Annotated in this window: 19 protein-coding genes; 11 read left to right on the top strand and 8 right to left on the bottom strand. The window is 63.6% G+C overall.

All coding sequences use genetic code 11. The features are described from left to right. Window positions 1-6 precede the first annotated feature (6 nt). Entirely contained in the window at window positions 7-207 is a 201-nt protein-coding gene (locus RC54_RS13860; protein ID WP_058895725.1) for a hypothetical protein, read from the bottom strand. 766 nt (window positions 208-973) lie between these two features. Between RC54_RS13860 and glgA the strand changes: the two genes are divergently transcribed. The 7 genes from glgA (at window position 974) to RC54_RS13825 (ending at window position 15,077) form a co-directional block, all read left to right on the top strand. Beyond that, entirely contained in the window at window positions 974-2,581 is a 1,608-nt protein-coding gene (gene glgA, locus RC54_RS13855) for a glycogen synthase GlgA (RefSeq protein ID WP_061790501.1), read from the top strand. Window positions 2,582-2,700: 119 nt separating this feature from the next. Then, window positions 2,701-5,091 (top strand): 1,4-alpha-glucan branching protein GlgB, encoded by a 2,391-nt coding sequence (glgB, locus tag RC54_RS13850; RefSeq protein WP_082803201.1) that lies wholly within the window; start codon window positions 2,701-2,703, stop codon window positions 5,089-5,091. A gap of 2 nt (window positions 5,092-5,093) precedes the next feature. Then, a complete protein-coding gene (gene glgX, locus RC54_RS13845) occupies window positions 5,094-7,355 on the top strand; it encodes a glycogen debranching protein GlgX (RefSeq protein WP_061790502.1) in 2,262 nt (753 codons plus the stop codon). Next, window positions 7,352-9,244 carry a malto-oligosyltrehalose trehalohydrolase gene (treZ, locus tag RC54_RS13840; protein WP_017450572.1) on the top strand — a complete coding sequence of 631 codons (1,893 nt, stop codon included), beginning with the start codon at window positions 7,352-7,354 and terminating at the stop codon, window positions 9,242-9,244. The genes glgX and treZ overlap by 4 nt, the downstream gene beginning before the upstream one ends. After that, window positions 9,241-11,502 carry a 4-alpha-glucanotransferase gene (gene malQ, locus RC54_RS13835; protein ID WP_061790503.1) on the top strand — a complete coding sequence of 754 codons (2,262 nt, stop codon included), beginning with the start codon at window positions 9,241-9,243 and terminating at the stop codon, window positions 11,500-11,502. The genes treZ and malQ overlap by 4 nt, the downstream gene beginning before the upstream one ends. After that, window positions 11,502-14,480: a malto-oligosyltrehalose synthase gene (gene treY / locus RC54_RS13830; RefSeq protein ID WP_061790504.1), complete on the top strand. Its 2,979-nt coding sequence runs from the start codon at window positions 11,502-11,504 to the stop codon at window positions 14,478-14,480. Before malQ ends, treY begins: the two co-directional genes overlap by 1 nt. A 246-nt stretch (window positions 14,481-14,726) precedes the next feature. Further along, window positions 14,727-15,077: a KGG domain-containing protein gene (locus tag RC54_RS13825; RefSeq protein WP_058895719.1), complete on the top strand. Its 351-nt coding sequence runs from the start codon at window positions 14,727-14,729 to the stop codon at window positions 15,075-15,077. Window positions 15,078-15,280: 203 nt separating this feature from the next. Here the strand turns inward: RC54_RS13825 and RC54_RS13820 are convergent, their stop codons facing one another. Then, window positions 15,281-16,690 (bottom strand): Fic family protein, encoded by a 1,410-nt coding sequence (locus RC54_RS13820; RefSeq protein ID WP_244216348.1) that lies wholly within the window; start codon window positions 16,688-16,690, stop codon window positions 15,281-15,283. A 198-nt stretch (window positions 16,691-16,888) separates the two neighbouring features. Next, on the bottom strand, window positions 16,889-17,647 hold the full coding sequence (locus RC54_RS13815; RefSeq protein WP_058895717.1) for a YoaK family protein: 759 nt from the start codon (window positions 17,645-17,647) through the stop codon (window positions 16,889-16,891). 274 nt (window positions 17,648-17,921) lie between these two features. Between RC54_RS13815 and RC54_RS13810 the strand changes: the two genes are divergently transcribed. Beyond that, window positions 17,922-18,149, top strand: a complete 228-nt coding sequence (locus RC54_RS13810) for a hypothetical protein (protein WP_061790506.1) — start codon at window positions 17,922-17,924, stop codon at window positions 18,147-18,149. A gap of 346 nt (window positions 18,150-18,495) precedes the next feature. On the opposite strand, the gene RC54_RS13805 is transcribed toward RC54_RS13810, so the two are convergent. Then, a complete protein-coding gene (locus RC54_RS13805) occupies window positions 18,496-19,026 on the bottom strand; it encodes a CBS domain-containing protein (RefSeq protein WP_058895716.1) in 531 nt (176 codons plus the stop codon). A 270-nt stretch (window positions 19,027-19,296) separates the two neighbouring features. Between RC54_RS13805 and RC54_RS13800 the strand changes: the two genes are divergently transcribed. The 3 genes from RC54_RS13800 (at window position 19,297) to RC54_RS13790 (ending at window position 20,661) form a co-directional block, all read left to right on the top strand. Next, on the top strand, window positions 19,297-19,584 hold the full coding sequence (locus RC54_RS13800; protein WP_231738631.1) for a SemiSWEET family transporter: 288 nt from the start codon (window positions 19,297-19,299) through the stop codon (window positions 19,582-19,584). A 130-nt stretch (window positions 19,585-19,714) separates the two neighbouring features. After that, entirely contained in the window at window positions 19,715-20,290 is a 576-nt protein-coding gene (locus RC54_RS13795; RefSeq protein WP_061790507.1) for a DUF4142 domain-containing protein, read from the top strand. 122 nt (window positions 20,291-20,412) lie between these two features. After that, complete coding sequence (locus RC54_RS13790; RefSeq protein WP_044527909.1) at window positions 20,413-20,661, top strand: hypothetical protein; 249 nt, start codon at window positions 20,413-20,415, stop codon at window positions 20,659-20,661. 143 nt (window positions 20,662-20,804) lie between these two features. Here RC54_RS13790 and RC54_RS25295 read toward each other — a convergent pair whose 3' ends face one another. The 4 genes from RC54_RS25295 to RC54_RS13770 all read right to left on the bottom strand — a co-directional run bounded on the left by RC54_RS25295 (window position 20,805) and on the right by RC54_RS13770 (window position 23,428). Further along, window positions 20,805-21,026 carry a hypothetical protein gene (locus RC54_RS25295; protein WP_156481341.1) on the bottom strand — a complete coding sequence of 74 codons (222 nt, stop codon included), beginning with the start codon at window positions 21,024-21,026 and terminating at the stop codon, window positions 20,805-20,807. A gap of 71 nt (window positions 21,027-21,097) precedes the next feature. Then, window positions 21,098-21,328 carry a hypothetical protein gene (locus RC54_RS13780; RefSeq protein ID WP_061790509.1) on the bottom strand — a complete coding sequence of 77 codons (231 nt, stop codon included), beginning with the start codon at window positions 21,326-21,328 and terminating at the stop codon, window positions 21,098-21,100. A 145-nt stretch (window positions 21,329-21,473) separates the two neighbouring features. Beyond that, entirely contained in the window at window positions 21,474-21,731 is a 258-nt protein-coding gene (locus tag RC54_RS13775) for a hypothetical protein (protein WP_058895711.1), read from the bottom strand. 2 nt (window positions 21,732-21,733) lie between these two features. Continuing rightward, entirely contained in the window at window positions 21,734-23,428 is a 1,695-nt protein-coding gene (locus RC54_RS13770; RefSeq protein ID WP_061790510.1) for a thiamine pyrophosphate-binding protein, read from the bottom strand. Between the last annotated feature and the right edge of the window lie 232 nt (window positions 23,429-23,660).

Here is a 23,660-nt window from a genome sequence, read left to right as displayed (position 1 = left end):
GAAGCTTTACGCCTGATGCACCGATCCGTCCTGAGGCGGCTCACTGTCCAGTTCGGCCAGTTGTCCGCGGATGCGGATGGCGGTCAGGTGACGGGCGGCAGCGGCATCGTCGTTGACGTGTTGCAGGTCTTCGGGCGGCGCGCTGATGACCTTCACGGGAGCACTTGCTTGGGTGCTGCTGGGAATGCCAGGGTTGAGTTGCGACATGATGATCTCCAAGGGATGAAAATCTCGTGCTGGCCCGCCGCCATGTGGCGCACGGGCAGGGCGGCCTATGTTCGGCGCACGCCAGCCAAGAAGGCGGCGACAGTCTGCGCATTAAAGATATGAACATTATGGCAAGCCAGATAGTGGAATATTAGCCCTTTTGGTTGCGCTGCAACAGGTATTGGCTGACTTAATTTTCTGTAGGAAGCGCAGTAGTGTTGAGGCCGGACAATCATTTACGCATTTCAGGATCGGCTTGCTTTGCTGCGCGGCAATGGATGCGCTACCCGTGTGTACTCACCTCCAGGTGAGCCGGAAGATCGGTCTTCGGGTGGTGATCGGAGGATCTGGCGATGGTGGACCAGGTATTCTTATTTTCATATGGTAATGCCATCTTCCATATTTTTCATCTTATATCCAGCCGCGTCTCGACAAGCTCATCTGGCAGCGCAGTATGAGCACCTCATCCGTATTTTCCATGTTGGGGCGGGGCGCGCAAAGCCATTGCCCGCGCGGTTTTCGCCGCGCTGCAACAGTAGGATTCATCCTACGCCATCTCACGTGGCTGTCCGATAGTGGCGACTGCTCCTGATCCGTATAACGTTAATCATCGGCGCACAAAAGACTGTCCAATCCAACACCACAACAAGGGCGGGTCTTCACCCTGGCCCACCGGATCAAGCCACGGCCAAGGGGAAGATCGATGTGATACGTCGAGCCAAGGGTGCTTTCCATCTCAGGTGCTTTCACACATTAGGGGTCCATCTTGCAAGCTCGAGTTCTGTTAGTCAGCTCAGAGGCCGTGCCGCTGGTCAAGACCGGTGGCCTGGCCGACGTGATCACCGCATTGGCGGTGTCATTGCGCCACGTTGGCATCGATGCCAGCATCCTCATGCCCGCCTATCCGGAGGCGGTCCGCAACCTCGGTGAGACCGTGCAGATCGGCTTGAAGCACGGCCTGCCCGGCGGCGCCGGTCGGCTTCTGCGCGGCACCATCCCCGGTACCGACGTGCCGGCGCTGCTGCTGGATACGGCGCGCTTTCGCCAGCGCGGCGCCAATCCCTATCTCGATACCGATGGTGTCGAGTTCAGCGACAACGCGCTGTGCTTTGCCGACCTCTCGCACGCGGCCGTGGCCATCTGCGCCGGAGAAACCAGTCTGCCGGTACCGCATGTGGTGCACGCCAACGACTGGCACGCCGGTCTGATTCCTTGTCTGTTGAAGTTGCGCGGGCTGGATCACATCGGCACCATGCTGACCATCCACAACCTAGCCTTCCAGGGCAACTTCGCCCTGGAGTCGGCCGAGCAGATCGGCATCCCGCAACATCTGCTGACCGGCGATGGCGTCGAATACTGGGGCAAGCTGTCCTTCCTCAAGGCCGGCATCCGCTTCTCGGATTGCGTCTCCACCGTCAGCCGCAACTATGCCGAAGAAATCATGACCCCGCGTTTCGGCTGCGGCATGGATGGCATCCTGTCCTTCCGCAAGCTGGACCTGCGCGCCATTCCCAACGCCATCGATGCCGAGTTGTGGAATCCGGCCCATGACCCGCTGATCGCCCGCAACTTCAGCATCGGCAAAATGAAGGGCAAGGCCGCCTGCAAGCGCGACCTGCAAAAGCTGTTCGGGTTGCCGGTCGATCCCTTTGCGCCTGTGATGGGCCTGGGCTCGCGCATGTCGCACCAGAAAATGGCCGATGTGGTCATCGCCGCGCTGCCGGGCATCATGCAGCGTCATCCGCGCCTGCAGGTGGTGGTGCTGGGGTGCGGCGACCACGACTATGAACACGCCTTCCTGGCGCTGGCCCAGCGCTATGCCGGCCGCATCGCAGTCCATATCGGCTATGACGAACGTCGTGCCCATGCGCTGCACGCCGGCAGCGACATGCTGCTGCATCCGACCCGCTTCGAACCCTTCGGCCTGACTCCCTTGTATGCGATGCGCTATGGGACCATCCCCATCGGCTCGCGCGTGGGTGGTCTGGTCGATACCGTGTGCGACGCCGATCTCGACCCGCAGCGCGCCACCGGTGTGCTGTTCGAGGGCGAGACCGTGGCTGACCTGCAGCACGCCGTGGCGCGCGCCTTTGCGCTCTATAGCGACAACGAGCGCTGGCAGAGCATCCAGCGCAATGCCATGAGCATCGATTGCGACTGGGCCGGTCCGACACGCGCCTATATCGATGCCTATGCCCACGTGGCCGACATGGCAGTGCGCCCCCTGTTCGCGCCGCGGCCACTGCCGGTGACGCGGCCCGCCGCGCAGGCCCAGGCCCACGCGCAGCATGAGCGCATGGTCAGCCCGGCTGCGGCCATCGCTGCCGCCCTGGCCGGTGTGGTGGGCGTGCCGGTGGCGGTGGCGGCTGCCTGAAGCGTCTTTTCAGTTTTCAGCTTGGTTTTCTGATGTGAACCTCACCCGATCCCCAGGACCGGGCGGGGAGCTGTTTTCCGATGTTTCGATCAACCCCGATAACAACAACAGGAGTGTGCATGTCCGGCATGTCTGTCATGGCCTATCGGGCTCGCGGTGAGCCCATGGAAACATCCCCCGAGGCCAGCCCGGCGTCTGCGCCGCCATCCCCCGAAAGTACCGCCTTGTCCCTGTCCTTTGAAGAACAGGGCCTGCTCGAAGCCCTGCTGGCCGGCCGCCTGGCCCAGCCCTTCGGCCTGCTCGGCCCGCGCTACGCCAGCCAGACGGGGGGCGTGAGCGCCATTCGCACCTTCCATCCCGGTGCGGCGGCGGTGCGTGTGCGCTGCCGCCAGAGTGGCGTCTTGCTGGGCGAACTGCAGCCGTTCCAGATCAATGGTCAACCCAGCGGCTTTTTCAGTGGCGTCGCCAGTGGCCTGGACCAGCGTCGTCATCAAGTGCCTTACGTACTGGAAGTGGACTGGTTGATCCCCGATGGCAACCGCAGCGTGCAGACCACGGAAGACCCCTATGCCTTCGGTCTCCTGCTGGGTGAACTCGACCTGCACCTGTTGCAGGAAGGGCGGCATCGCCAGTTGGCCGATTGCCTGGGCGCGCGGCCCATGGAAATCGATGGCATCCCCGGCACCCGCTTTGCCGTCTGGGCGCCCAATGCCGAACGCGTCTCGGTGGTGGGCGATTTCAATCAATGGGACGGACGCCGGCACGTCATGCGCCTGCGCCATGAGCCGGGCGTGTGGGAATTGTTCATTCCCCGCATCGGCCCCGGCGATGTCTACAAATACGAAATCCTCGGGCGCGGCGGCGTGCTCTTGCCGCTCAAGGCCGACCCGGTGGCACGCGCCACCGAAGCACCACCGGCCACCGCCTCGGTGGTGGCCGACGCCCGGCCTTATCTGTGGCAGGACCAGCAGTGGATGGCCGAACGTGCGCAGCGTCAGTCACTCGCCGCGCCGATGTCGATCTACGAGCTGCACCCGGCTTCCTGGCGCCGCATTCCCGAACAGGCACACCGTAACCTGAACTGGGATGAACTGGCCGAGCAGTTGATCCCCTACGTGGCGGCCATGGGCTTTACCCATATCGAGCTCATGCCGGTGATGGAGCATCCCTTCGGCGGTTCCTGGGGTTACCAGCCCATCAGCATGTTTGCTCCCAGCGCCCGTTTCGGCAAGCCGGAGCGCTTTGCCGCCTTCGTCGATCGCTGCCACCAGGCCGGTATCGGCGTGCTGCTGGACTGGGTACCGGCGCACTTCCCCAGCGACGAACATGGACTGGCGCAGTTCGACGGTACCGCCCTGTATGAACACGCCGACCCGCGCGAAGGCTTCCATCAAGATTGGAATACCCTGATCTTCAATCTCGGTCGCAATGAAGTGCGCGGCTTTCTCATCGCCAGTGCGCTGGAATGGCTGGAACACTTCCATGTCGATGGCCTGCGCGTGGATGCCGTGGCGTCCATGCTCTATCGCGACTACAGCCGCAAGTCCGGTGAGTGGGTGCCCAACATCCACGGCGGACGCGAAAACCTGGAAGCCGTGGCCTTCCTGCGCGAACTCAATACCGTGGTGGCGCAGCGCTGTCCGGGGGCCTTGATGATCGCCGAGGAATCCACTTCCTGGCCGGGCGTCACCGCTGCGGTCAAGGAAGAGGCCGACCATCACGGCCTGGGCTTCAGCTACAAGTGGAACATGGGCTGGATGAACGACACCCTGCGCTACATGCAGCATGACCCGCTGTTTCGTCGTTACCACCATCACGACATGACATTCGGTCTTTTATATGGATTCTCGGAAAACTTCATCTTGCCGATATCGCACGACGAAGTGGTCCACGGCAAGCGCGCCTTGTTGAACAAGATGCCGGGCGACCAATGGCGGCGCTTTGCCAATGTGCGCGCCTATTACGGCTTCATGTGGACCCATCCGGGCAAGAAGCTGCTCTTCATGGGCAGTGAATTCGGCCAGCCCGATGAGTTCGATCACGACAAGTCGCCGTACTGGCATCTGCTCGATGAGCATGGCGACCATCCGGCCGGCCATCGCCAATTGCGGCAATTGGTCAGCGACCTCAATCACCTCTACCGCAGCGAGCCGGCCCTGCACCAGCGCGATTGCCGCGCCGATGGCTTTTCCTGGGCGGTGGGGGACGACAGCGTCAATAGCGTGCTGGCCTATTTCCGCTATGGCGAGGAGGGGCCGCCGGTGCTGGTGGTGGTCAACCTGACACCGGTACCGCGCAGCGCCTATCGCATCGGCGTGCCACCGATTGGCCCCGGTCACAACGGGGTCTGGCGCGAAGTGCTCAATACCGACGCCGCCGTCTATGGCGGCAGCAACAGCGGCAACATGGGACAGGTGCAGGTGCAGGAGTCGGGCTGGCATGGCCACCCGGTGTCCATCGAACTGAACCTGCCGCCGCTGTCCACCCTGATCCTGCGTAGAGAGCCCTGAGAATGAGCGTCGCCTTTCCTGATCGCCTGATGCCAGGCCTGCCTTATCCCCTGGGCGCGACTTCCGATGGTCTGGGAGTCAATTTCGCGGTGTTCTCGGCCCATGCCACCCGCATCGATCTGTGCCTGTTCGATCCCTCCGGCAAGCGCGAGTTGAAGCGCATCACACTGCCCGAATGCACGGACGAGGTATGGCACGGCTACCTGCCCGGTGCCGCGCCGGGCCTGGTCTATGGTTTGCGCGCCCATGGTCCGTATGAACCCAACCGCGGCCATCGCTTCAACCCCAACAAGCTGTTGCTGGATCCCTATGCCAAGCGCCTGGTGGGCCAGGTGCGCTGGACCGATGCGCTGTATGGCTACCGCTTGCATTCGGCGCGCGCCGATCTGTCCTTCGACCGGCGCGACAGTGCCGCCGCCATGCCCAAGGCTATGGTCATGGACGATGCCTTCGTCTGGGAGCACGACCGTCTGCCGCAGGTGCCCTGGAACAAGACCGTGATCTACGAAGCCCATGTCAAGGGCATCTCGAAGTTGCGCGAAGATCTGCTGCCGCATGAGCGCGGCACCTTCGCTGCGCTGGCCGATCCGGCCTTTATCGACCATCTCTTGCGGCTGGGCGTGACCACGCTGGAACTGATGCCCATCCACGCCTTCCTGCAGGATAGCTTCCTGGTCGAGCGCGGCTTGCACAATTACTGGGGCTACAGCACGCTGTCCTATTTCGCGCCGGAGCCATCCTACATGTCCATGGGCGACCCCAACGAGTTGCGCATGGCGGTGCGTCGCCTGCACAGCGCCGGCATCGAAGTGATCCTGGACGTGGTCTACAACCACACCAGTTGCGGCAGCGAACTGGGGCCCACGCTGTCCTTCCGTGGCCTGGACAATGCCAGCTACTTCCGCCTGCTGCCGGGCCAGGAGCGTTACCACATCAACGATACCGGCTGCGGCAATACCTTGAACCTGTCGCATCCGCGAGTACTGCAGATGGTGCTGGATTCGCTGCGCTACTGGGCGCAATCGTTCCACATCGACGGCTTCCGCTTCGACCTGGGCTCCACCCTGGGCCGCGAGCCGCATGGCTTCGATCCGGGCTCGGGTTTCTTCGATGCCTTGTTGCAGGATCCGGTACTGTCGCGCCTCAAGCTGATCTCGGAGCCCTGGGATATCGGCCCCGGCGGCTATCAACTGGGCAATCATCCGGCCCGCTTTGCCGAATGGAACGACAAGTTTCGTGATGACATGCGCAAGTTCTGGAAGGGCGATGAAAACATGCGCGGCGGCTTCGCCCAGCGCATGTTGGGGTCGGCCGAACTGTTCGAGCACCACCGCCGCAAGCCTTGGGCCAGTGTCAACTTCATCGCCTCGCATGACGGCTTCACCCTGCGCGACCTGGTCAGCTACAACGGCAAGCACAACGAGGCCAACGGCGAGCACAACAACGACGGCCACAACGACAACGCCAGCTACAACTGGGGTGCGGAGGGCGAAACCGAAGACGCCGCCATCTTGGCCGTGCGCGGCACGGTGCAGCGCTCCATGCTGGCCTCCACGCTGCTGGCGCAGGGCACGCCGATGCTCTTGGCCGGCGACGAATTCCATCGCAGCCAGCGCGGCAACAACAATGCCTATTGCCAGGACAACGAGATTTCCTGGATCGACTGGGAACAGGCGCGCGCCCCGGACGGGGCGGCGCTGACTGCCTTCGTCGGGCGCCTCACCGCCATCCGGCGCGACTTCGAGGTGCTGCGTGCGAGCTACTTCCTGCATGGCGCGCAGAGGGTGGCCGATGACTTGCCGGATGTGGCCTGGTTCGATGAGGCGGCGCGTCCGGTCTCCAGTGCAGACTGGAACAACCCGGTGGCGCGCGCCATCACCCTGCAATTGGCCGGCAAGCGCCACGAAGCGCACAAGCAGTTGAGCTCGCGCTTGCACGACGCGGCCAACGCGGACGGCCCGGGCGAGGTGCCACAAGCCACGCCGGACGTGCTGATGATCTTCGTCAATGCCGGTCATGAACCGATCCAGTTCCAGTTCCCGCGCACCGTAGGCGAGTATTGCCTCTTGCTCGATACCGCCGAGCCGACCGGAATGCCCGACGGCCAAGGCGTCGCCCTCAAGCTGCCCGGCAGCGCCACGGTACAGGTGCAGGCGCACAGCCTGCAAGTGTTTGCCAACCGTCCCTTGCACCTGTCCTCGGCCATCTATCCCTTGGCCGCCAATGAATGGATTACCCGTAACGAATGGGGAGAACGCGCATGAGCGCCCGCTTTTCCGTGACATTGCCGTTTGGCGCGCAAGTGAGCGCGCCCGGCCAGGTACGCTTTCGCGTTTGGGCGCCCGGCGCCGAGGCGGTGGCCGTGGAGATCATCGGTCGTGAGCGCCTGCCGATGACGCCGGAAGACGCCGAGTCGCCGGCCTGGTATGTGCTGGAGGTTCCATGCGATCCCGGTACGCTCTACCGTTACGTATTCCAGACCCGCGCCCAGGGTGAAGTGATCGCCCCCGATCCCGCCTCGCGCGGGCAGGCCGGCGATGTGTTCGACCCCAGCGTGGTGGTGGACCCGCAGGCCTATGTCTGGCAATACCCGCACTGGCAGGGGCGCCCCTGGGAAGAGACGGTGCTCTACGAATTGCATCCCGGCGCCATGGGCGGCTTTGCCGGCATCCAGCAGCGCCTGGGCGAGCTGGCCGAGTTGGGCATCACGGCCATCGAGCTCATGCCGGTGGCCGAATTCCCCGGTGCCCACAACTGGGGCTATGACGGCGTCTTGCCGTTTGCGCCGGATGCCAGCTATGGCACGCCCGAGCAATTGAAGGCCCTGATCGATACCGCCCACGGGCTGGGCATGATGGTGTTCCTGGACGTGGTCTACAACCACTTCGGCCCGGACGGCAATTTCCTGCATTGCTATGCCCCTGAATTCTTCCGCCAGGACCGGCAGACCTTGTGGGGCGCCAGCATCGATTTCCGGCGCCCGGAAGTGGCCGATTTCTTTACCCAGAATGCCCTCTACTGGTTGCAGGAATACCGTTTCGACGGCCTGCGCCTGGATGCCGTCCACGCCATCTGCGAGCCGGACTGGCTGGTCACGCTGGGTCAGCGTATCCGCGCCGAGATCGGCAGCGCCCGCCATGTGCACCTGGTGCTGGAGCATGACGGCAATGCCGCCCATCTGCTGGGCTACACAGCGGCCGCCGCGGCCGAGGCGGAAGTGGCCGAGATCGGCCAGGTGCGCCAGCGCTCCAGCCAGGTCTATGACGCCCAATGGAATGACGATGCCCATCACGTCCTGCACGTGCTGTTGACCGGCGAAGACAGCGGCTACTACAGCGCCTATGCCGACGCGCCCGCCGAGAAACTGGCGCGCTGCCTGCAGCAGGGCTTCGTCTACCAGGGCGAGGTCTCGCCCTATTCGGGGGAGCCGCGCGGCGAACCCAGCGCTGACTTGCCGCCCACGGCCTTCGTCAACTTCCTGCAGAACCACGACCAGATCGGCAATCGGGCCTTTGGTGAAAGATTGAGCGTGCTGGCCCATCCGCTGGCGCTCCATGCCGCCCAGGCGCTGATCCTGCTGGCGCCGCAGGTGCCGATGCTATTCATGGGTGAAGAATTCTGCGCGGTACAGCCGTTCCTCTACTTCACCAGCCATCGCGATGAAGCGCTGGTTGCGGCCGTGCGCGAAGGGCGGCGGCGCGAGTTCGCGCGTTTCCCGCAGTTTGCCGATCCCAAGCTGCTGGAGCAGATCCCGGACCCCAACAGCTTCGCCACCTTCGTCTCTTCCATTCCCGAGCCCGGTCCGGCCCCGGCGTCGGCCGCCTGCCTGCGGCGCGTGGCCGAGCTGCTGCATCTGCGCAGGCACCACATCGCGCCTTACCTGCGCGGTGCCAAGGCCTTGGCAGCACGTGCCATCGGCCCCAAGGCGGTCCATGCGCGCTGGCAACTGTCCAATGGCAGCGTGCTCAACATCACCGTCAACCTGGACCAGGCGCCCTTGCAGGAAACCCTGGACGACCTGGCCCAGCCGGCCGGCGCCGATGTGCTCTTTGACAGCGGCGGGGCACTGCAAGCCTTGGCCGAGGGCAGCTTCCCGGCGCACGCCATCCTGGCCTTGCGCGAGCCGGCCAGCCAGGCGGGGAGGGCAGCATGAGCAGCGCGCTCAGGAGACAATCGGTGCCGACCACGGCCAAGCCGGAGCTCGCTTCGGTAGCTCGCCCGGAAAATGATTTATATCGTTTGGCCCGACGCGCCGGTATTGCCGTGCAATGGACCGATGCCTACGACCAGCCACAGACGGTACAGGAAGACGCGCTGCGCGCCATCCTGGACGCCCTCGAATTGCCCTGTTCGACCCCCGGCGACTGCCGCGACAGCCTGGCCCGGCTGGCGCGCGAGCACGCGGTTGGCTACCTGCCGCCGCTGTTGACGGGAGTGCAGCACCAACCGGTGGTCCTGCCCGCACATTCACGCCTGCATGGTCTGTCCTGCCGGGTCGAGCTGGACAATGGAGCGCGCCTGATGCTGCTCATTTCTTCCGACCTCAACCAGCCGCCTACGCTGCCGCCTATCGAAGTCCCGGGTTATCACCGCCTGCTGGTGGCCGGTCACATCCTGACCCTGGCCATTGCGCCGCCGCGTTGCTATACCTTGGCGGACGCATTGGCCGGGCAGGGCAGTGAGCGTGGCTGGGCGCTGGCTGCGCAGGTCTATGGCCTGCGCAGCGATAGTCTCAAGGCGGCACGCAAGGTCTATGGCGACGGCGGCATCGGGCACTTCGGCGCGTTGGCGCAACTGGCGACGATGGCGGCCGACTATGGCGCCGCGGCATTGGCCATGTCGCCGCTGCACGCGATGTTTGCGGCCGACCCTGGACGCAGCAGTCCCTATTCGCCCTCCAGTCGACTGTTCCTCAATCCCTTCCTGATCGATCCGGCCGGCATTCTCGGCGAGGATGCGCAGGCCCAGGTGCTGGCCGAGGGTGGCTCGGAAATGATTGCTGCCCATGAACGCCTGCAACAAGCCAGCCTGATCGACTGGTCGCGGGCCGGTGCGCATCGGCTGAGCTTGTTGCGGCGTCTATATGCACTTTTTCGTACCGAACAGGCCAGCGATGGCGGGCAACTGGCGGCCTTTGCGGCCTTCCAGCGCGAAGGCGGGGCCGCCTTGCGCGCCCATGCGCTATATGAAACTTACAGCCAGCACCTGAGCAACCAGGGCGCACCCGGTCACTGCGACTGGCGCCAATGGGGTGCTGCCGGCCAGCATCCCGAGACCCCCGAGATGCAAGACTTCGCCCGCCAGCACGCCGGTGAACTGGACTTCCACCTGTTCCTGCAATGGCAGGCGGCGCGCCAGTTGGGCGCTGCCCAGCAACGCGCCCGCCAGGCCGGTATGCGCATCGGCCTGATCGCCGACCTGGCCGTGGGGGCCGACAACGGCGGCAGCCAAGCCTGGAGCCATCAGGGCGAGATCGCCGCGGGCTTGACGGTCGGCGCGCCGCCGGATCGTCTGGCGCCGCAGGGTCAGAACTGGGGACTGGGCGCATTCTCGCCGCTGGCCCTGCGCCGCACCGGCTATCGCGGCTATCTCGCCATGCTGCGCGCCTGCTTTGCCCAGGGCGGCGGTGTGCGCATCGACCATGTGCTGGGCTTGAATCGCCTGTGGCTGGTGCCGCAGGGGCGCCAGGCCGATGCCGGCGCCTACGTCGCCTATCCGCAGCAGGACATGCTGCGCCTGATCGCGCTGGAATCCTGGCGGCATCGCGCCGTGGTGATCGGCGAAGACCTGGGCACGGTGCCGCCCGGCTTCGACCAGGTGCTGGCCGAGGCCGGGGTGGCGGGCATCCGCGTGCTCTGGTTCCAGCGCGACAAGCAGAACTTCCTGCCCCCGGCGGCCTGGTCGCGCCAGGCCATTGCGGTGACCACCACGCATGACCTGCCGACGGTGGCCGGCTGGTGGTCCGGGGCCGATCTGGCTTGGCGCGAACGGCTGGGGCATCTGCCACAGGGCTTGCCGGCCGCGCTGGCGCAACGCAGTCAGGAGCGCAGCCAGCTCTGGCACGGGTTGGTCCAACAGGGCTGGGCCAGCGGCCCCTTGCCACACGTAGCGCCAGCATTGGCCGAAGACATGGCGGCCGCGCCCGCGCCGGCTGCCCTGGAGGATTGCGCCATCGCGGTGGATGCCGCGCTGCAGTGGGTGGCGGCCACGCCCGCGCCGTTGGCCGTGGTGCCGCTGGAAGACATCCTCGGCCTGACCCAGCAACCGAACCTGCCCGGCCTCACCGACCCACACCCCAACTGGCGCCGCCGTCTGCCCGCCGATACCCCGCAACTATTTGCCGACTATGCCGCCCGCGCGCGGCTCGAACGGCTGCGCCGCGTGCGCGGTGCCGCCCCCAAGGAGAACTGATGCCAGATCCTTCCGCTTGCCCAGCGCGCACAGCGCGCCGTGGCGTGCCGCGCGCCACGGCACGGCTGCAACTGCACCGCGATTTCCGTTTCGAACACGCCGCCGAGGTGGTGGATTACTACCAGCGCCTGGGCATCAGCCACCTTTACCTCTCGCCCATTCTGGTGGCGCGTCCCGGTTCCAGTCACGGCTATGACGTGGTCGATACCACCCGCATCAACCCGGAACTGGGCGGCGAAGAGGGCCTGCGCCAGTTGTGCCAGCGTCTGCGCGCCCAGGACATGGGGCTGATCGTCGATATCGTGCCCAACCATATGGCGCTCGGGCAGCACAATGCCTGGTGGCAGGATGTCCTGCGCTGGGGCCGCCACAGCCGCCACGCCGACTGGTTCGACATCCAGTGGGACAGCCCCGATCCGGCCTTGGCGGGCAAGGTGTTGCTGCCGTTTCTCGGCCAATCCTATGCCGAGACCCTGGAAGCCGGAGAGCTGGTATTGCAGTTCGATCCAGAGCAGGGCGAGCTGTACGTGGCGCATAACGAACATCGCTTCCCGCTGGCGCCGCAGGATCACGCGGTGGTGCTGGAGACGGCAGGCAGTGCGCGCCTGGCTGATGCGATGGCAGCCTTCCAGGCCATCGACGCCCGCCATCCCGACCAGGACCGCCAGGCCGCCGCTGCGCGCGAGCAATTGCGCAAGCTGGCCAGCCATGCCGAGGCCCTGGCCGACATCGATGCAGCGCTGGCCGCTTTTTCGGGCAGCCAGCCGCATGGCCGCAGCGCCCTGCACCAATTGCTGGAGCGCCAGCACTATCGCCTGGCCTACTGGCGCAATGCCGCCGATGAGATCAACTGGCGCCGCTTCTTTGAAGTGAGCGAACTGATCGGCATGAAGGTGGAACGTGAAGAAGTGTTCGAGGCCATGCACGCCGAGCTGTTCCGTCTCTATGCCGAGGGACTCATCGATGGCCTGCGGCTGGACCATATCGATGGCCTCACCGACCCGGCCGGCTATTGCCAACGCCTGCGCGCCCGGCTGCGCAGCCTGCGCCCGGATCACGAACCCTATTTGATCGCCGAGAAAATCCTGGCCGGCGACGAAGTCCTGCCGCCCGACTGGACACTGGATGGCACCACCGGCTATGAATTCATGGACCAGTGCGCCGCCGTGCTGCATGACGCCGAGGGCGAACCGGTGCTGGACGAGCTGTGGCGCGATATGGTCGGTGAACTCCCGGCTACCCCCGACCAGCTCCAGGGCCATGCACCCGGCGAGCTGAGTCATTTCGCCACCATCGTGCAGCAGGCGCGGCGCAGCTTCCTGGTCCGCAACTTCGCCGCCGAATTCAATGCCTTGACGCTGTGCCTGCATCAGCTCGCGCGCAGCGCCACCCAGACCCGCGATTTGACGCTCATGTCGATTCGCCGTGCGGTGGCCGAGTTGCTGGTGCATTTCCCGGTCTATCGCACCTATGCCACCGAGCAGGGGATGCCCGCCGGGCAACGCGAACTGCTGGCGCGCACCGCGCAACTGGCGGCGACCACGCTCCATGCGGCCGACCACCCCACGCTGCACGTGGTGGAAGGCTGGCTGGGCGGCGACTTGCTGCTCGATCGCCGCGATACCCAGCGGCGCGCCTTGCAACTGCGCGCCATCGCCCGTTTCCAGCAACTGACGCCCCCCTTGACTGCCAAGTCGATGGAAGACACGGCCTTCTACCGCTACGGCCGTCTGCTCTCGCGCAACGAAGTCGGCGCCGAGCCTGCCCATCTGGCCCTGTCGGTCGCAGGCTTTCATCAACTGGCCGAGCGGCGCGCCCAGCAGAGTCCCTACAGCCTGCTGGCGACCGCCACCCATGACCACAAGCGCGGCGAAGATGCCCGGATGCGCCTGGCGGCACTCTCCGAGATCGCCGAGGAATGGGCCACCGTATTGCGTCACTGGCATCAGTTGAACGCCCCTATCGTGGCCGCCACGGCGGGGGCGCAGGGCGGCATCGATGCGCTGGACCAATGCCTGCTGTACCAGACCTTGGTCGGTGCCTGGCCCGATGGCATGAGGGCCGGCGATGACGACCTCAGCGCTCTGGAGCAACTGGCCGAGCGCGTCATCCAGTGGCAGCGCAAAGCCCTGCGCGAAGCCAAGCGGCGCAGCGACTGGGTGGCACCCCAGGCCGACTATGAAGCCGCCTGCGAGCGTTTCACCCGCGCCTTGCTGTGCGATCCGGGGCTGGACCCGCGCCACCATCCCTTCCTCACCGAGCTGGAAGAGTTCGTGCGCCGCCTGGCCCCGCTGGGCGCCATCAACAGCCTGACGCAGACCATGCTGAAACTGGCCACGCCGGGTGTGCCGGACTTCTACCAGGGCAGCGAGTTATGGGATCTGAGCATGGTCGACCCGGACAATCGCCGTCCGGTCGATTTCGCCCTGCGCGAACGACGCCTGGCCGACGCTGTCAGCCGTCCGGTATCGCTGCGCGATTGGCAGAGCGGCAGCGCCAAGCAGCAATTGATCCACTCGGTATTGCAGTATCGGCGCCAACATGAAGCTTTGTTCAGCGCCGGGAGATACATCCCGCTGTCCACCCACGGCAAGCTGGCGCGCCACGTGATCGCTTTTGCCCGTGTATGGCCAGGTGAAGAAACTGCACAAGCAGCAGCTGCCCAAACCGGAGAGGGCTGGCAAGCCACGCTGGTGATCTGCACCCGCCTGGCCGCGCACCTGCTGTCCTTCGAAGGCCGCCGCGAAGAAGCCTTGCCACTGGTCTCGGCGCAAGCCTGGGGCGATACCTGCATCACCATCCCGCAAGCCCTGTCGCACGCCGGCAAGCAGATGCGGCGCTGGCGCAGCGTCTTCACCAGCGGGCAGGGTGGACTGGAAGAATGCGCGCTGGCGCAAGGCGAACGGGGTGGCAGCATTGCGGTGGCGGAGATCCTGGGTAGCTTGCCGGTGGAAATGCTGGAGTTGCATCTTGCTTGAGCAGGGTTTCCCTATGGAAATGAGGGGGCCGTTTTTTCAAGCTCATCTTCACGTATTCCTACAAGTCCTACAGCCGGCACTGACATGGGCTGGGGAGCTCTTCCGATAGTGAGGATCGGTGAGGCTTTCTACACTGTAGACGTGGATAGATGTTTGGTGCCGCCAGCTTGCCCGCGCAGAGCAGCAGGGTGATCCGGTGGCAGATTTGTCCGCTTAACCTCGACCATCCAAGACAAGGAGTCACACATGGCAAGTTCACAAAATCCGGGGAACAGTAATCGCGGCTTTGCCGCCATGGACAGGGAGAAACAGCGCCAGATCGCCAGCATGGGCGGTAAGGCAGCCCATGCCAAGGGTGCGGCCCACGAGTTCACTTCCGCTGAAGCCCGGGAAGCTGGACGCAAGGGTGGCTTGAACAGCCACGGTCGCAAGAACGCCGCTGCCGCAGCGGCGAGCGCCGCTCAAAATGGCAACACCGCAACCACCTCGGCCCAGCCGCAGATGAGCCAGAGCGCCCCGCAGGAGGTCCATCAAGGTCAGCAACCGTCCCAGCAGCAACCGCAGCAGTCCGACAGCAACCCGCAACAGCAAGGCTGAGCCGTCAGCGGCTAAGTCGCGGGTAAAACAGGCCGCCTCAGGCAGCGGCGGCGCAAGCGGCGATAAGAAAAAAACGAAAGGCGCGTTCAGCGCCTTTTTGCGTTCTGGCTAATAGATGGAGATGGGGCGTTGCTCGAAATTCGTTAACGCTAATCGAGAAATTATAATTTTTTCTCAAAAACTAGAGGATTATTCGTAAAAAATTAATTTCCAGGATGTCGGGGCATCACTACGGTCTCCAAGCTTTCCCTGACCACTTGTTCGATGCGATCCAGGACGGCGACCGGAAGATAGCTGTATTGCTTTCTTCGATGCGCCGAGAGGACGCCTTTGTTGGACTGGGTCATCCGTATCAAGGTCGACAGATCCTTCTGTGGCAAGTCGAACTCCTTATCCAGTTGGGCAAACGCGGTGTCATAGCCCTGCAGGAAGGCCAATTCTTTGGGAATTTCCTCGCGTACCGCCTGTTTGATCATGTCATGCAGAAAACCCACTTCCCGATCTGCCCGCAGGAAGCGGTAGGCACGGCTGCCCGGATGGCTGATGACCACGGGTTCCTGATCCCCTCGACGATAGTCCCACAACGCTGTCACAGGTCTTGAAAACGCCCGCAGTAGCTCGCTGTAGGCTGGGATGTTTTTTTCGATGACCGCAGAGACGGGGACCAGGGTGCCGGGCGCCATGAGGGTCGAGCGCGCCAATATATGCTGGATCAGAAAACGATGCAGACGTCCGTTGCCGTCCAGGAAGGGATGCAAATAAACGAATCCGAAGGCCGCGCAAGCGGCTTTGACCAGCAGGTCGGTGCAACGCTCGCTATCATTGATGAAGTTTTCCCAGCCGCGCATGACCTGTTCCAGGTCTTGCACCGGCGTGGGAAAGAAGCTGACTCGCCCGCTGCTGTCTTCCAGCCAGTTTTGCTGGTGGCGATAGCTGGCTTCCTTGCTGTAGGTATCACGCACGATGACGTTTTGCAGGCTGACCAGCCATTGCTCGTTGACTTCTACCGGTTCTCCGGCTCTTTGCAATAACTGGACGAATCTTTCCTGCTTGTTGAAACTGGGGGCTTCCGATTCGATGGCATAGCTGCTGCGCGTTTCCGACAAATACAGGTAGGCCACTGCCCGCCGATAGAGTTCGGGATCGTCCAGCGCTTCCAGGGCGTGTCTGGCTTCTCGTAGCAGTTCTTCCAGAGGGGGCGTGCGGTCCAGCGCACGGCGACGCACGGTCGGGCAGAAGGCTGGACTGCCCAGGGCATTGTTCCTGACCCGGAATTTGGAGGCGAGTATCGGTTTAGACGAGGTGTAATACACCTCATCGGGGAACAGGTCCACATAGCCGCCGTTGGTGAGGGCCTCGACTTCCAGCTCTTGGCCAGTGAGCCACTCCCATAGAAAACAGGCGCGCCGGATATGCTCGCCCATCGGCTTGGTCTGCCAATGAGCTACCAGGGCCGTGGCAGAGAGGTGCTCGTGCGCAAACGCGGCGTCAATCACTTCCAGGTTGACGCCCTCGTGCCGTAGTGCGAATTCCAGATGACCAATCAAGGTGGACTCAATGGCCACCGAGGTGGGAAAGAGAATGCGCGCCCCGGAGTCCACCCGGCGGTTCACCGAAGAGTCCATGAAGGCGACGTGTTCCAGCGGCGTGACGTTGAGCCGGAGCGTGTCGATCAGATGTTGGTAGCCTAACGGAGTCATGGAAATCGAATTTTATTAATCCTCATCGAGAATTTCTAATTTACCATGCTATTTCTACATATTGATCGAGATTTATTAATTGGGTGCTGAGGAAAACGGTTTTCCTTGTCTTCAACTGCGCGCCAAGTCATCCATCATCGGCACCAGCGCCAGCAGGAACAAGGCCGCGGCCAGCGGCATGGTGGCCACGAAACCCACCAGCTTGAATCCCAGCGCTCCGGTCACGCCGCCCAGGAAGAACATCAGCAGCAGCGAAGCGAGCAGCAGGAACTTGCGCCGCGCGCCCGGTACCGGATCTTCGCTCAGGGAGGACTCGCCCGGCTGGTACGGGGCCAGGGACCAGTAGCACATCTTGCCGATCTCGATGCCGATGTCGGTGACCAGGCCGGTGACGTGGGTGGTGCGGATCTCGGAGCGGGAAATCTTGCTGATCATGGCATTTTGCAAGCCCATCACGAAGCACAGCAGGGCCACCGTGACCGGCACGAACAGGAGGCGATGGTTTTCCAGGTTGCTGCCCAGGATGCCGAAACACAGCAGCAGCATCGCCTCCAGCATCAGCGGCATGGCGTATTCGCTGTGCAGGCCGCGGCGCCGGGCCCAGTTGATCATCACCGCCGAACAGGCGGCCCCCAGCAAAAAGGACAGCAAGGCACTGGCGCCGGCCACCAGCAACAGCGTCTCACCCAACACCAGGTTGTCGGCCAACGAAGAAACGATGCCCGACATGTGCGAGGTATATTGGCCCACGGCCAGGAAGCCCCCGGCATTGACGGCCCCGGCGATGAAGGCCAGCGAGCGGCCCAGGTGGCGGTTGGAAAGATCGGTGCGCGCCGGGCTGGTGAGGCGGCGCAGGTAATTGATGGGCATGACAGGTCCAGGGTTGCAGGTGACGTGGAGGTAGGCCGCAAGCCATATGCCGTCATCTCCCCCGCTGCGTGGCAGGGGCCGCTTCACCCCTTCCTACGCAGATCGACGGCGGCTTCTTGCTGCCTTTTCCTTCAGCGTTTCTTATGCTGACAAGAATACTTCTTCTTGGCCCGTTGTGCTGGAGGATGTCACAATGCCTGACCTGCGTCAGTGCGGGTGCGGCTTGGGTGTATCGTTCCGGCCGGGTCTCCATCGTTGTCTTGAGGAGTCCGACATGAGCATTCCCATCGATATTCCTGGCGGTCAACAGCTGGGCGAGCTGACTCGCCGTGGCTTGCAGCCGGGTGTGCAGCAATCCGCGGAGGGCGGCTTTCGCGGCATCGTGCTCATCGGCGCGTCCTCCGAGGAGGGCGCGGCCACCCACGTCTGCGAACCATTGCGGCCGACCAGTGAACTGGCCTATGCCGACGCCCTGGCTTTTATCGCCGCGCAAGCTAGCTAGCTTGCGGGGTTCAAGCCAGGAGCACAGGCAAAAAAAAGACCGCCCGGGGGAGGCGGCCTGAGGGGGAGGGATATAAGACGCCGAGGATCGGGGGAATCTTCGGAGAATTTCTGCTTATGAAAACGACTCGTGGGGATAAACCGATGGGGGATGGACTTGATTCATGGCGGGACGGAGGGGGACGTTCCGGCCTGAATGTGCGGTCCTCGGTTTCGAGTTCGTTGAGTGCATAGTAGCGATGCAGTGCAAAAAAGTAGATCGGACATTGCCCAATTGATGTGTAGGAAAATGCCTACATTGACCCTGCCGCGCAACTTGAAGGGATGACTGAACACCCGCGCCACGCCTAGCTACGCCCCAGGTTAACCTCGCTCATGTCGCTGTGGCGCACTTCGGGCAAGGCATCGTCGCTATCCGGCGACACGCCCTCGGCGGCACGCACCGGTGCTGCGGGCAGCGAAATTTCGGCCAGCGCCTCGCCCACGCCACGGTTCTGGGTCTTGGCGGCGACGTCGCCCAGGCTGACCATGCCCACCAGGTTCTTTTGTCGGTCCATGACGGGCAGGCGGCGGATCTGGCGCTGCACCATATCGTCCAGCACGTCGTCCACCGGTTCATCTTCATAGCACCATAACACGTCGTGGCTCATGACTTCGGTCAGCGGCAGGGTGTCGGTGAGACGATGAGGGGCCACGGCGCGCAGCACGATATCGCGGTCCGTGACCAGGCCCACCAGGTTGTGCTGGGCATCGCAGACCGGCAGGGCGCCCACGTCCAGTGCTTCCATGGCCTGGGCGGCATGGATGACCGAATCGTCCGGGCTTAAGGTATGGGCGCCGCGCGTCATGACGTCGGCAATGGTTCGGGTAGCGTGCATGGTTGAACTCCTGGACAGAGGGTGAAAAGGGAGAGAATCAGAAGACGATCCACCCTCAGCCTAGGCACCCAGTCGGCACGCCGCAATGCCACAGCACCCCTTTGTCGGGTCGGCAGATTCGCGCAGCGGCGTGCGAATGCACCGACGCCAGCTTGGATGCGATTCTTCCTACAGTGGCTTGCGAGGCCGGCTGATTGTCTGCGCGCCAGGCTTGTTCCACCATCGCACCACCATCTGCTTTGCGGGCCGCTTGCGGCTTTCACCATCACCATGTCCGATCACATCACCGACCTCATCGGCTGGGGTGCCACCCTGATCCTGTTGTTGACCATCTCTTCCCAGGTCTATGAACAGTGGCGCAGCCGTTCCACCCAGGGTGTCTCGCACTGGCTGTTTGCCGGGCAACTGGCCGCCTCTGCCGGCTTCGTCACCTACAGCCTGTTGCAGGGCGATTGGGTGTTCGTGGTCTCCAACGTGTTCCTGCTGTTGACGGCCTTGCTGGGGCAGGTGCTCTACCTGCGCAACCGGCGCCGCCAGCAGGGCGGCTCGCAGGCTTGAGCCTGGCTGTGCCGCGCTCATCGATTCTTACAGCGGTCATTGGCGCTGTCTGATTCATGCCGCCCGCTTTCCTGCTTACAGTGGATTGACGATCTGTTTCCATTTTCATCAACAACAGAAGGAGCCTTCCATGAACCTCATCCCGACCACCCTGGCCCATCTGCCGTCCCAACGCCGTCGCGGCCACCGCCTGCTGGGCGCTGGCGTGCTGCTCATGGCAGGTGCTGCCTTGTCCTTCGATGCCTCGGCCGCATCGATCAGCAGCAAGGACAAGAGCTTCATGACCAATGCTGCCGAAGCCGGTTATACCGAGATCGAAGCCAGCAAGGCCGCCCTGGAACGCAGCAGCAACCCGGCCGTCAAGGACTTCGCCCAGAAGATGATCGACCAGCACACCACCGTCAACGAAGAACTCAAGCAATTGGCCAGCAGCAAGGAGGTGAGCCTGCCTACCGAGCCCAGCGTGGCCCAGCGCGCCAAGCTGGCCATCCTCGACAAGCTGGAGGGCAATACCTTCGACAAGCGCTACGCCAGCATGATCGGGGTGTCGGCCCATGAAGATGCGGTCAAGCTGTTCCAGAAGTCTTCGCAGCAAGCCCAGGATGCCGACGTCAAAAGCTTCGCCGCCAAGACCTTGCCGGGCCTGCAGCGACACCTGGAGATGGGACGCGAGATGAAGCAGACGCTGGATGCCGCCAAGCCATAAGAGAGGCAAGGCGCGTGGGAAGTAAAAAAGCCTGTCACGCGCGCCTTCATCGCCTATGCTGAAAATAGCTTCACTTCACCCGTCATGACGTCCCACCCACGCCCGTGCCCTGGAGACTTGCCATGAAACACTTCGCCAAATCCGTCGAACAGCAGCAAGCCGGCCACTTCATGCCGCGTGTGACCAAGCTGGACAAGCATAAGTACGTCGCCTATCTCGATACCCGGGTTGACCAGCTATGGCATATGGACCTGCATGACATGGGCGGCCAGCCGGTACGCATCTGCAAGAAGCGCAGGCAAGCCGAAAAAGCCGCCTTGCTGCTGTTGGCTGAGGCGATGCGTCAGCATGAGGTGCAACGCCGGAGCTAGTTCGCAGACTGATGTCTGCGCCGCAAGCAGTGCCGTCTGGATCGTTCCGGGCGGCATTTTTTGCGCTTGCCGGTTCAGGTTCATCACGCATAACGAAAAAAATCGAGGGGGCAAACACCCCTCGATTCGTCATCGCTGCTGGATTACTGCTGGCAGGTCAGATCAGCCATCACTCTGCGGTGACTCACCGTGGGCGACGGCGAAGGCTTCATTTTCGTGGCTGGGCGGGGCTGGTGGCGCACTGCCTTTTTCCGACAGGCGCGGCTTGTCGCTGCCGCCTTCTTGGGTTCCAGCAGTTCGGCTTGCTCGAAGCCGTCAGTCACCAGCACGGCGACCTTCAATTGATGGTAGCGATTGCTCATCATGACTCTCCCTTGAAAATGAAAAGGGCGGCCGGCATCCACCGGCCGCCCGTGGTAGGGGGCGGAACGGGCGATCAGTCCGGGCTGTTCTGCTTGACCTGATTGCTGTTCTGGTGGTCGTTGCGGGCCTTGTCCATCTCGGGCGCCTTGTCGATGCGCGTGATGTTGGAGGTGGCCACCGGATCGCTGCCGGGAAAGCTCATCTCATTGGCTTCATCCAGCGCCACTTCCGAAGGCGTGTCGTATTGGTTGGGACGGTGATTGCTGTCGTCCTTGTTGTTCTTGTCGGATTGGCTTGCGCTCATGCTGACCTCCTTGCTGTTCTGTTCAGAAATCGCACCGGCACGTGCTGTGCGCGATACGGCCTGATGTTCAGATTACTGCGCTGTGATCCCTGGCGATATAAGCGTGCGGCGCAACCCGGCGTAAGAATGCGCGAGGCCGTGATCGTCACGGCCAGGGGGCCGGGGTCACGTCCTGGTATTGCGCTTGGGCGTGGCCCTCGGCGGGAGCGCTCTGTGAGGGGCGACCCGGGTGCAACATGCTGCCCGTGATCAGTTCCAGTTCGCGCTCGGCGGCGATGAAGGCGCTGTCTTCCAACGGCTGCTCGGCTACCGGCCAGTGTTCGATGGCCCAGCGTTTGTAATCGGCAAAGCGGGTGCGCAATTGGCGGGCGTAGTCTTGGCGTTGCTGTTCAAGGGCATCCATGCTCAGCCTCCTTTCATGGCGATCAGGCTTTCCTTCACCTTGGCCAAGCCGAAGCGCCAGATCTGTTCCATCTTGATGTGCGGCATGACGGGCAATTCTGCCGGGTCGATAAAGACATCCAGCACGGCCGGGCCGCTGGCCGCCAGTAGTTGTTGCAGGCTGTCCTGCAATTCATCCGGCGTGCGCGCAGTGAAGCCCTGGCCCCCGCAGGCGCGGGCGAAGGCGGCGAAGTCGGCATTGGGGAATTCCGAGCCCTCGAAGGCGGGCATCCCAGCTTCTTCCATTTCCAGGTGGACCAGGCCCCATTCCCGGTTGTTGAACACCACCACCTTCACCGGCAACCGGTGTTCCACGCTGGTCATGAATTCCCCCAGCAGCATGGTGAAGCCGCCATCGCCCACCGCCACCAGCACCTGGCGTTGGCGATCCAGGGCCTGGATGCCGTTGGCCTGGCCCAGCGAGGTGCCCACCGCCGCATTGTTGAAGGAAGCCAGCAGGCGCTGCTGGCCACGCTGGCGTATCCAGTTGCCGCACCACAGCGTGACTACCCCGGTATCGATGACGAACTGGGCATCGTCGTCGGCCAGGTCGCTCAAGGCGCGGGCGAGGCTTTGCGGCTTGATCTTCTTGTGATGGCGCTTGATCTCGGCTGCGCTATCGAGCTTGGCATTCCAGCGCTCGCGCTGGGCATTGGCTTGTTGCAGGAAGCTGCCATCGGTCTTGCCTTCCACCTGTTCCAGCAGGGCTTGCACGGTCGGTCCGACCGAGCCGGTGATGCCCAGCGTGACCGGCGCGCGGCGGCCCAGCACGAAGCCGCGTTCATCGACCTGAATCACCTTGGATTGGGTCGGCAGGAATTCGGAATAGGGATAGTCCGAGCCCAACATCAACATCACCTCGGCCCCATGCAGGGCATCGGTGCCTGGCGCGCCGCCGATCAGACCGACGCCGCCGATCCAGTGCGGATGGTCGAAGGCCACCAGGTCCTTGCCGCGGAAAGTGTGCATCACCGGTGCCTGCAGCTTGCTGGCCAGCGCCAGTACCGGATCGATGGCACCGCGGCAGCCATTGCCGGCGAAGATGGCCACCGAACTGGCGCTATTGATCAACTCGGCCGCCGCCGCGATGTCGGCCGTCGGCGGCGCCAGTTCAGCGCGCTGGCGCAGGGTATGAATGCTGGGCACGGTGCTCGATACCTTGGCCCCGATGATATCTGCAGGAATGTTCAGGTGGGCCACGCCGCGCTGGGCGTAGGCCTGGGCGATGGCCTGGTGAAATACGGCGGGCGCCTGTTCCGGGCTGGTGACGATCTGGCTGTAGGCAGCCACGTCGCGAAACAGCATATCGGGTGAATTTTCCTGCAAGTAATCGGTACCCCGGCGTGCGGCGGGTACGCCGCCCGAGATGGCCAGCACTGGCGCGTGATCCTTGCGCGCTTCATACAGACCCGCCACCAGGTGATTGGCGCCGGGACCGGTGGTGCCGCAGCACACGGCCAGCCGACCGGTCAGCTTGGCCTGGCCGGCGGCGGCCAGGGCGGCGCCTTCTTCGTGGCGCACGCCTATCCATTCGATGCGTTTATCGCGGCGCAGGGCGTCGGTGAAGGGATTCAAGGCATCACCGACCACCCCGAAGATCTGGCGCACGCCGATCTGGTAGAGCGTGTCGATGAGGATGTCTGCAACGGTGGTTGGCATGGCGGCTCCATGGACGAAGATGAGGATGAGGGGAGAAGTATCGCTCAAGGGTAAAGCTGGCGGCACGGCGCCTGTATCGGCGTCTGCGGTAAATCCCTGTAGGAGAAAGACGCCCGGACGCAGTTCACCACGGCGCAGCACCGCAGGCCCGGCACATTCCTACGCCGGCTTCATCAACAGGCCGACTGCGCAGGCGCTGCCCGGCTCCGATAATCGGCCCATCAGCGATCTT

Origin of the sequence: Herbaspirillum rubrisubalbicans (assembly GCF_003719195.1) — a bacterium.
Lineage (GTDB): Bacteria > Pseudomonadota > Gammaproteobacteria > Burkholderiales > Burkholderiaceae_D > Herbaspirillum > Herbaspirillum rubrisubalbicans.
The sequence above is the reverse complement of the archived record's forward strand: the minus strand, read 5'-3'. Positions and strand labels throughout refer to the sequence as shown.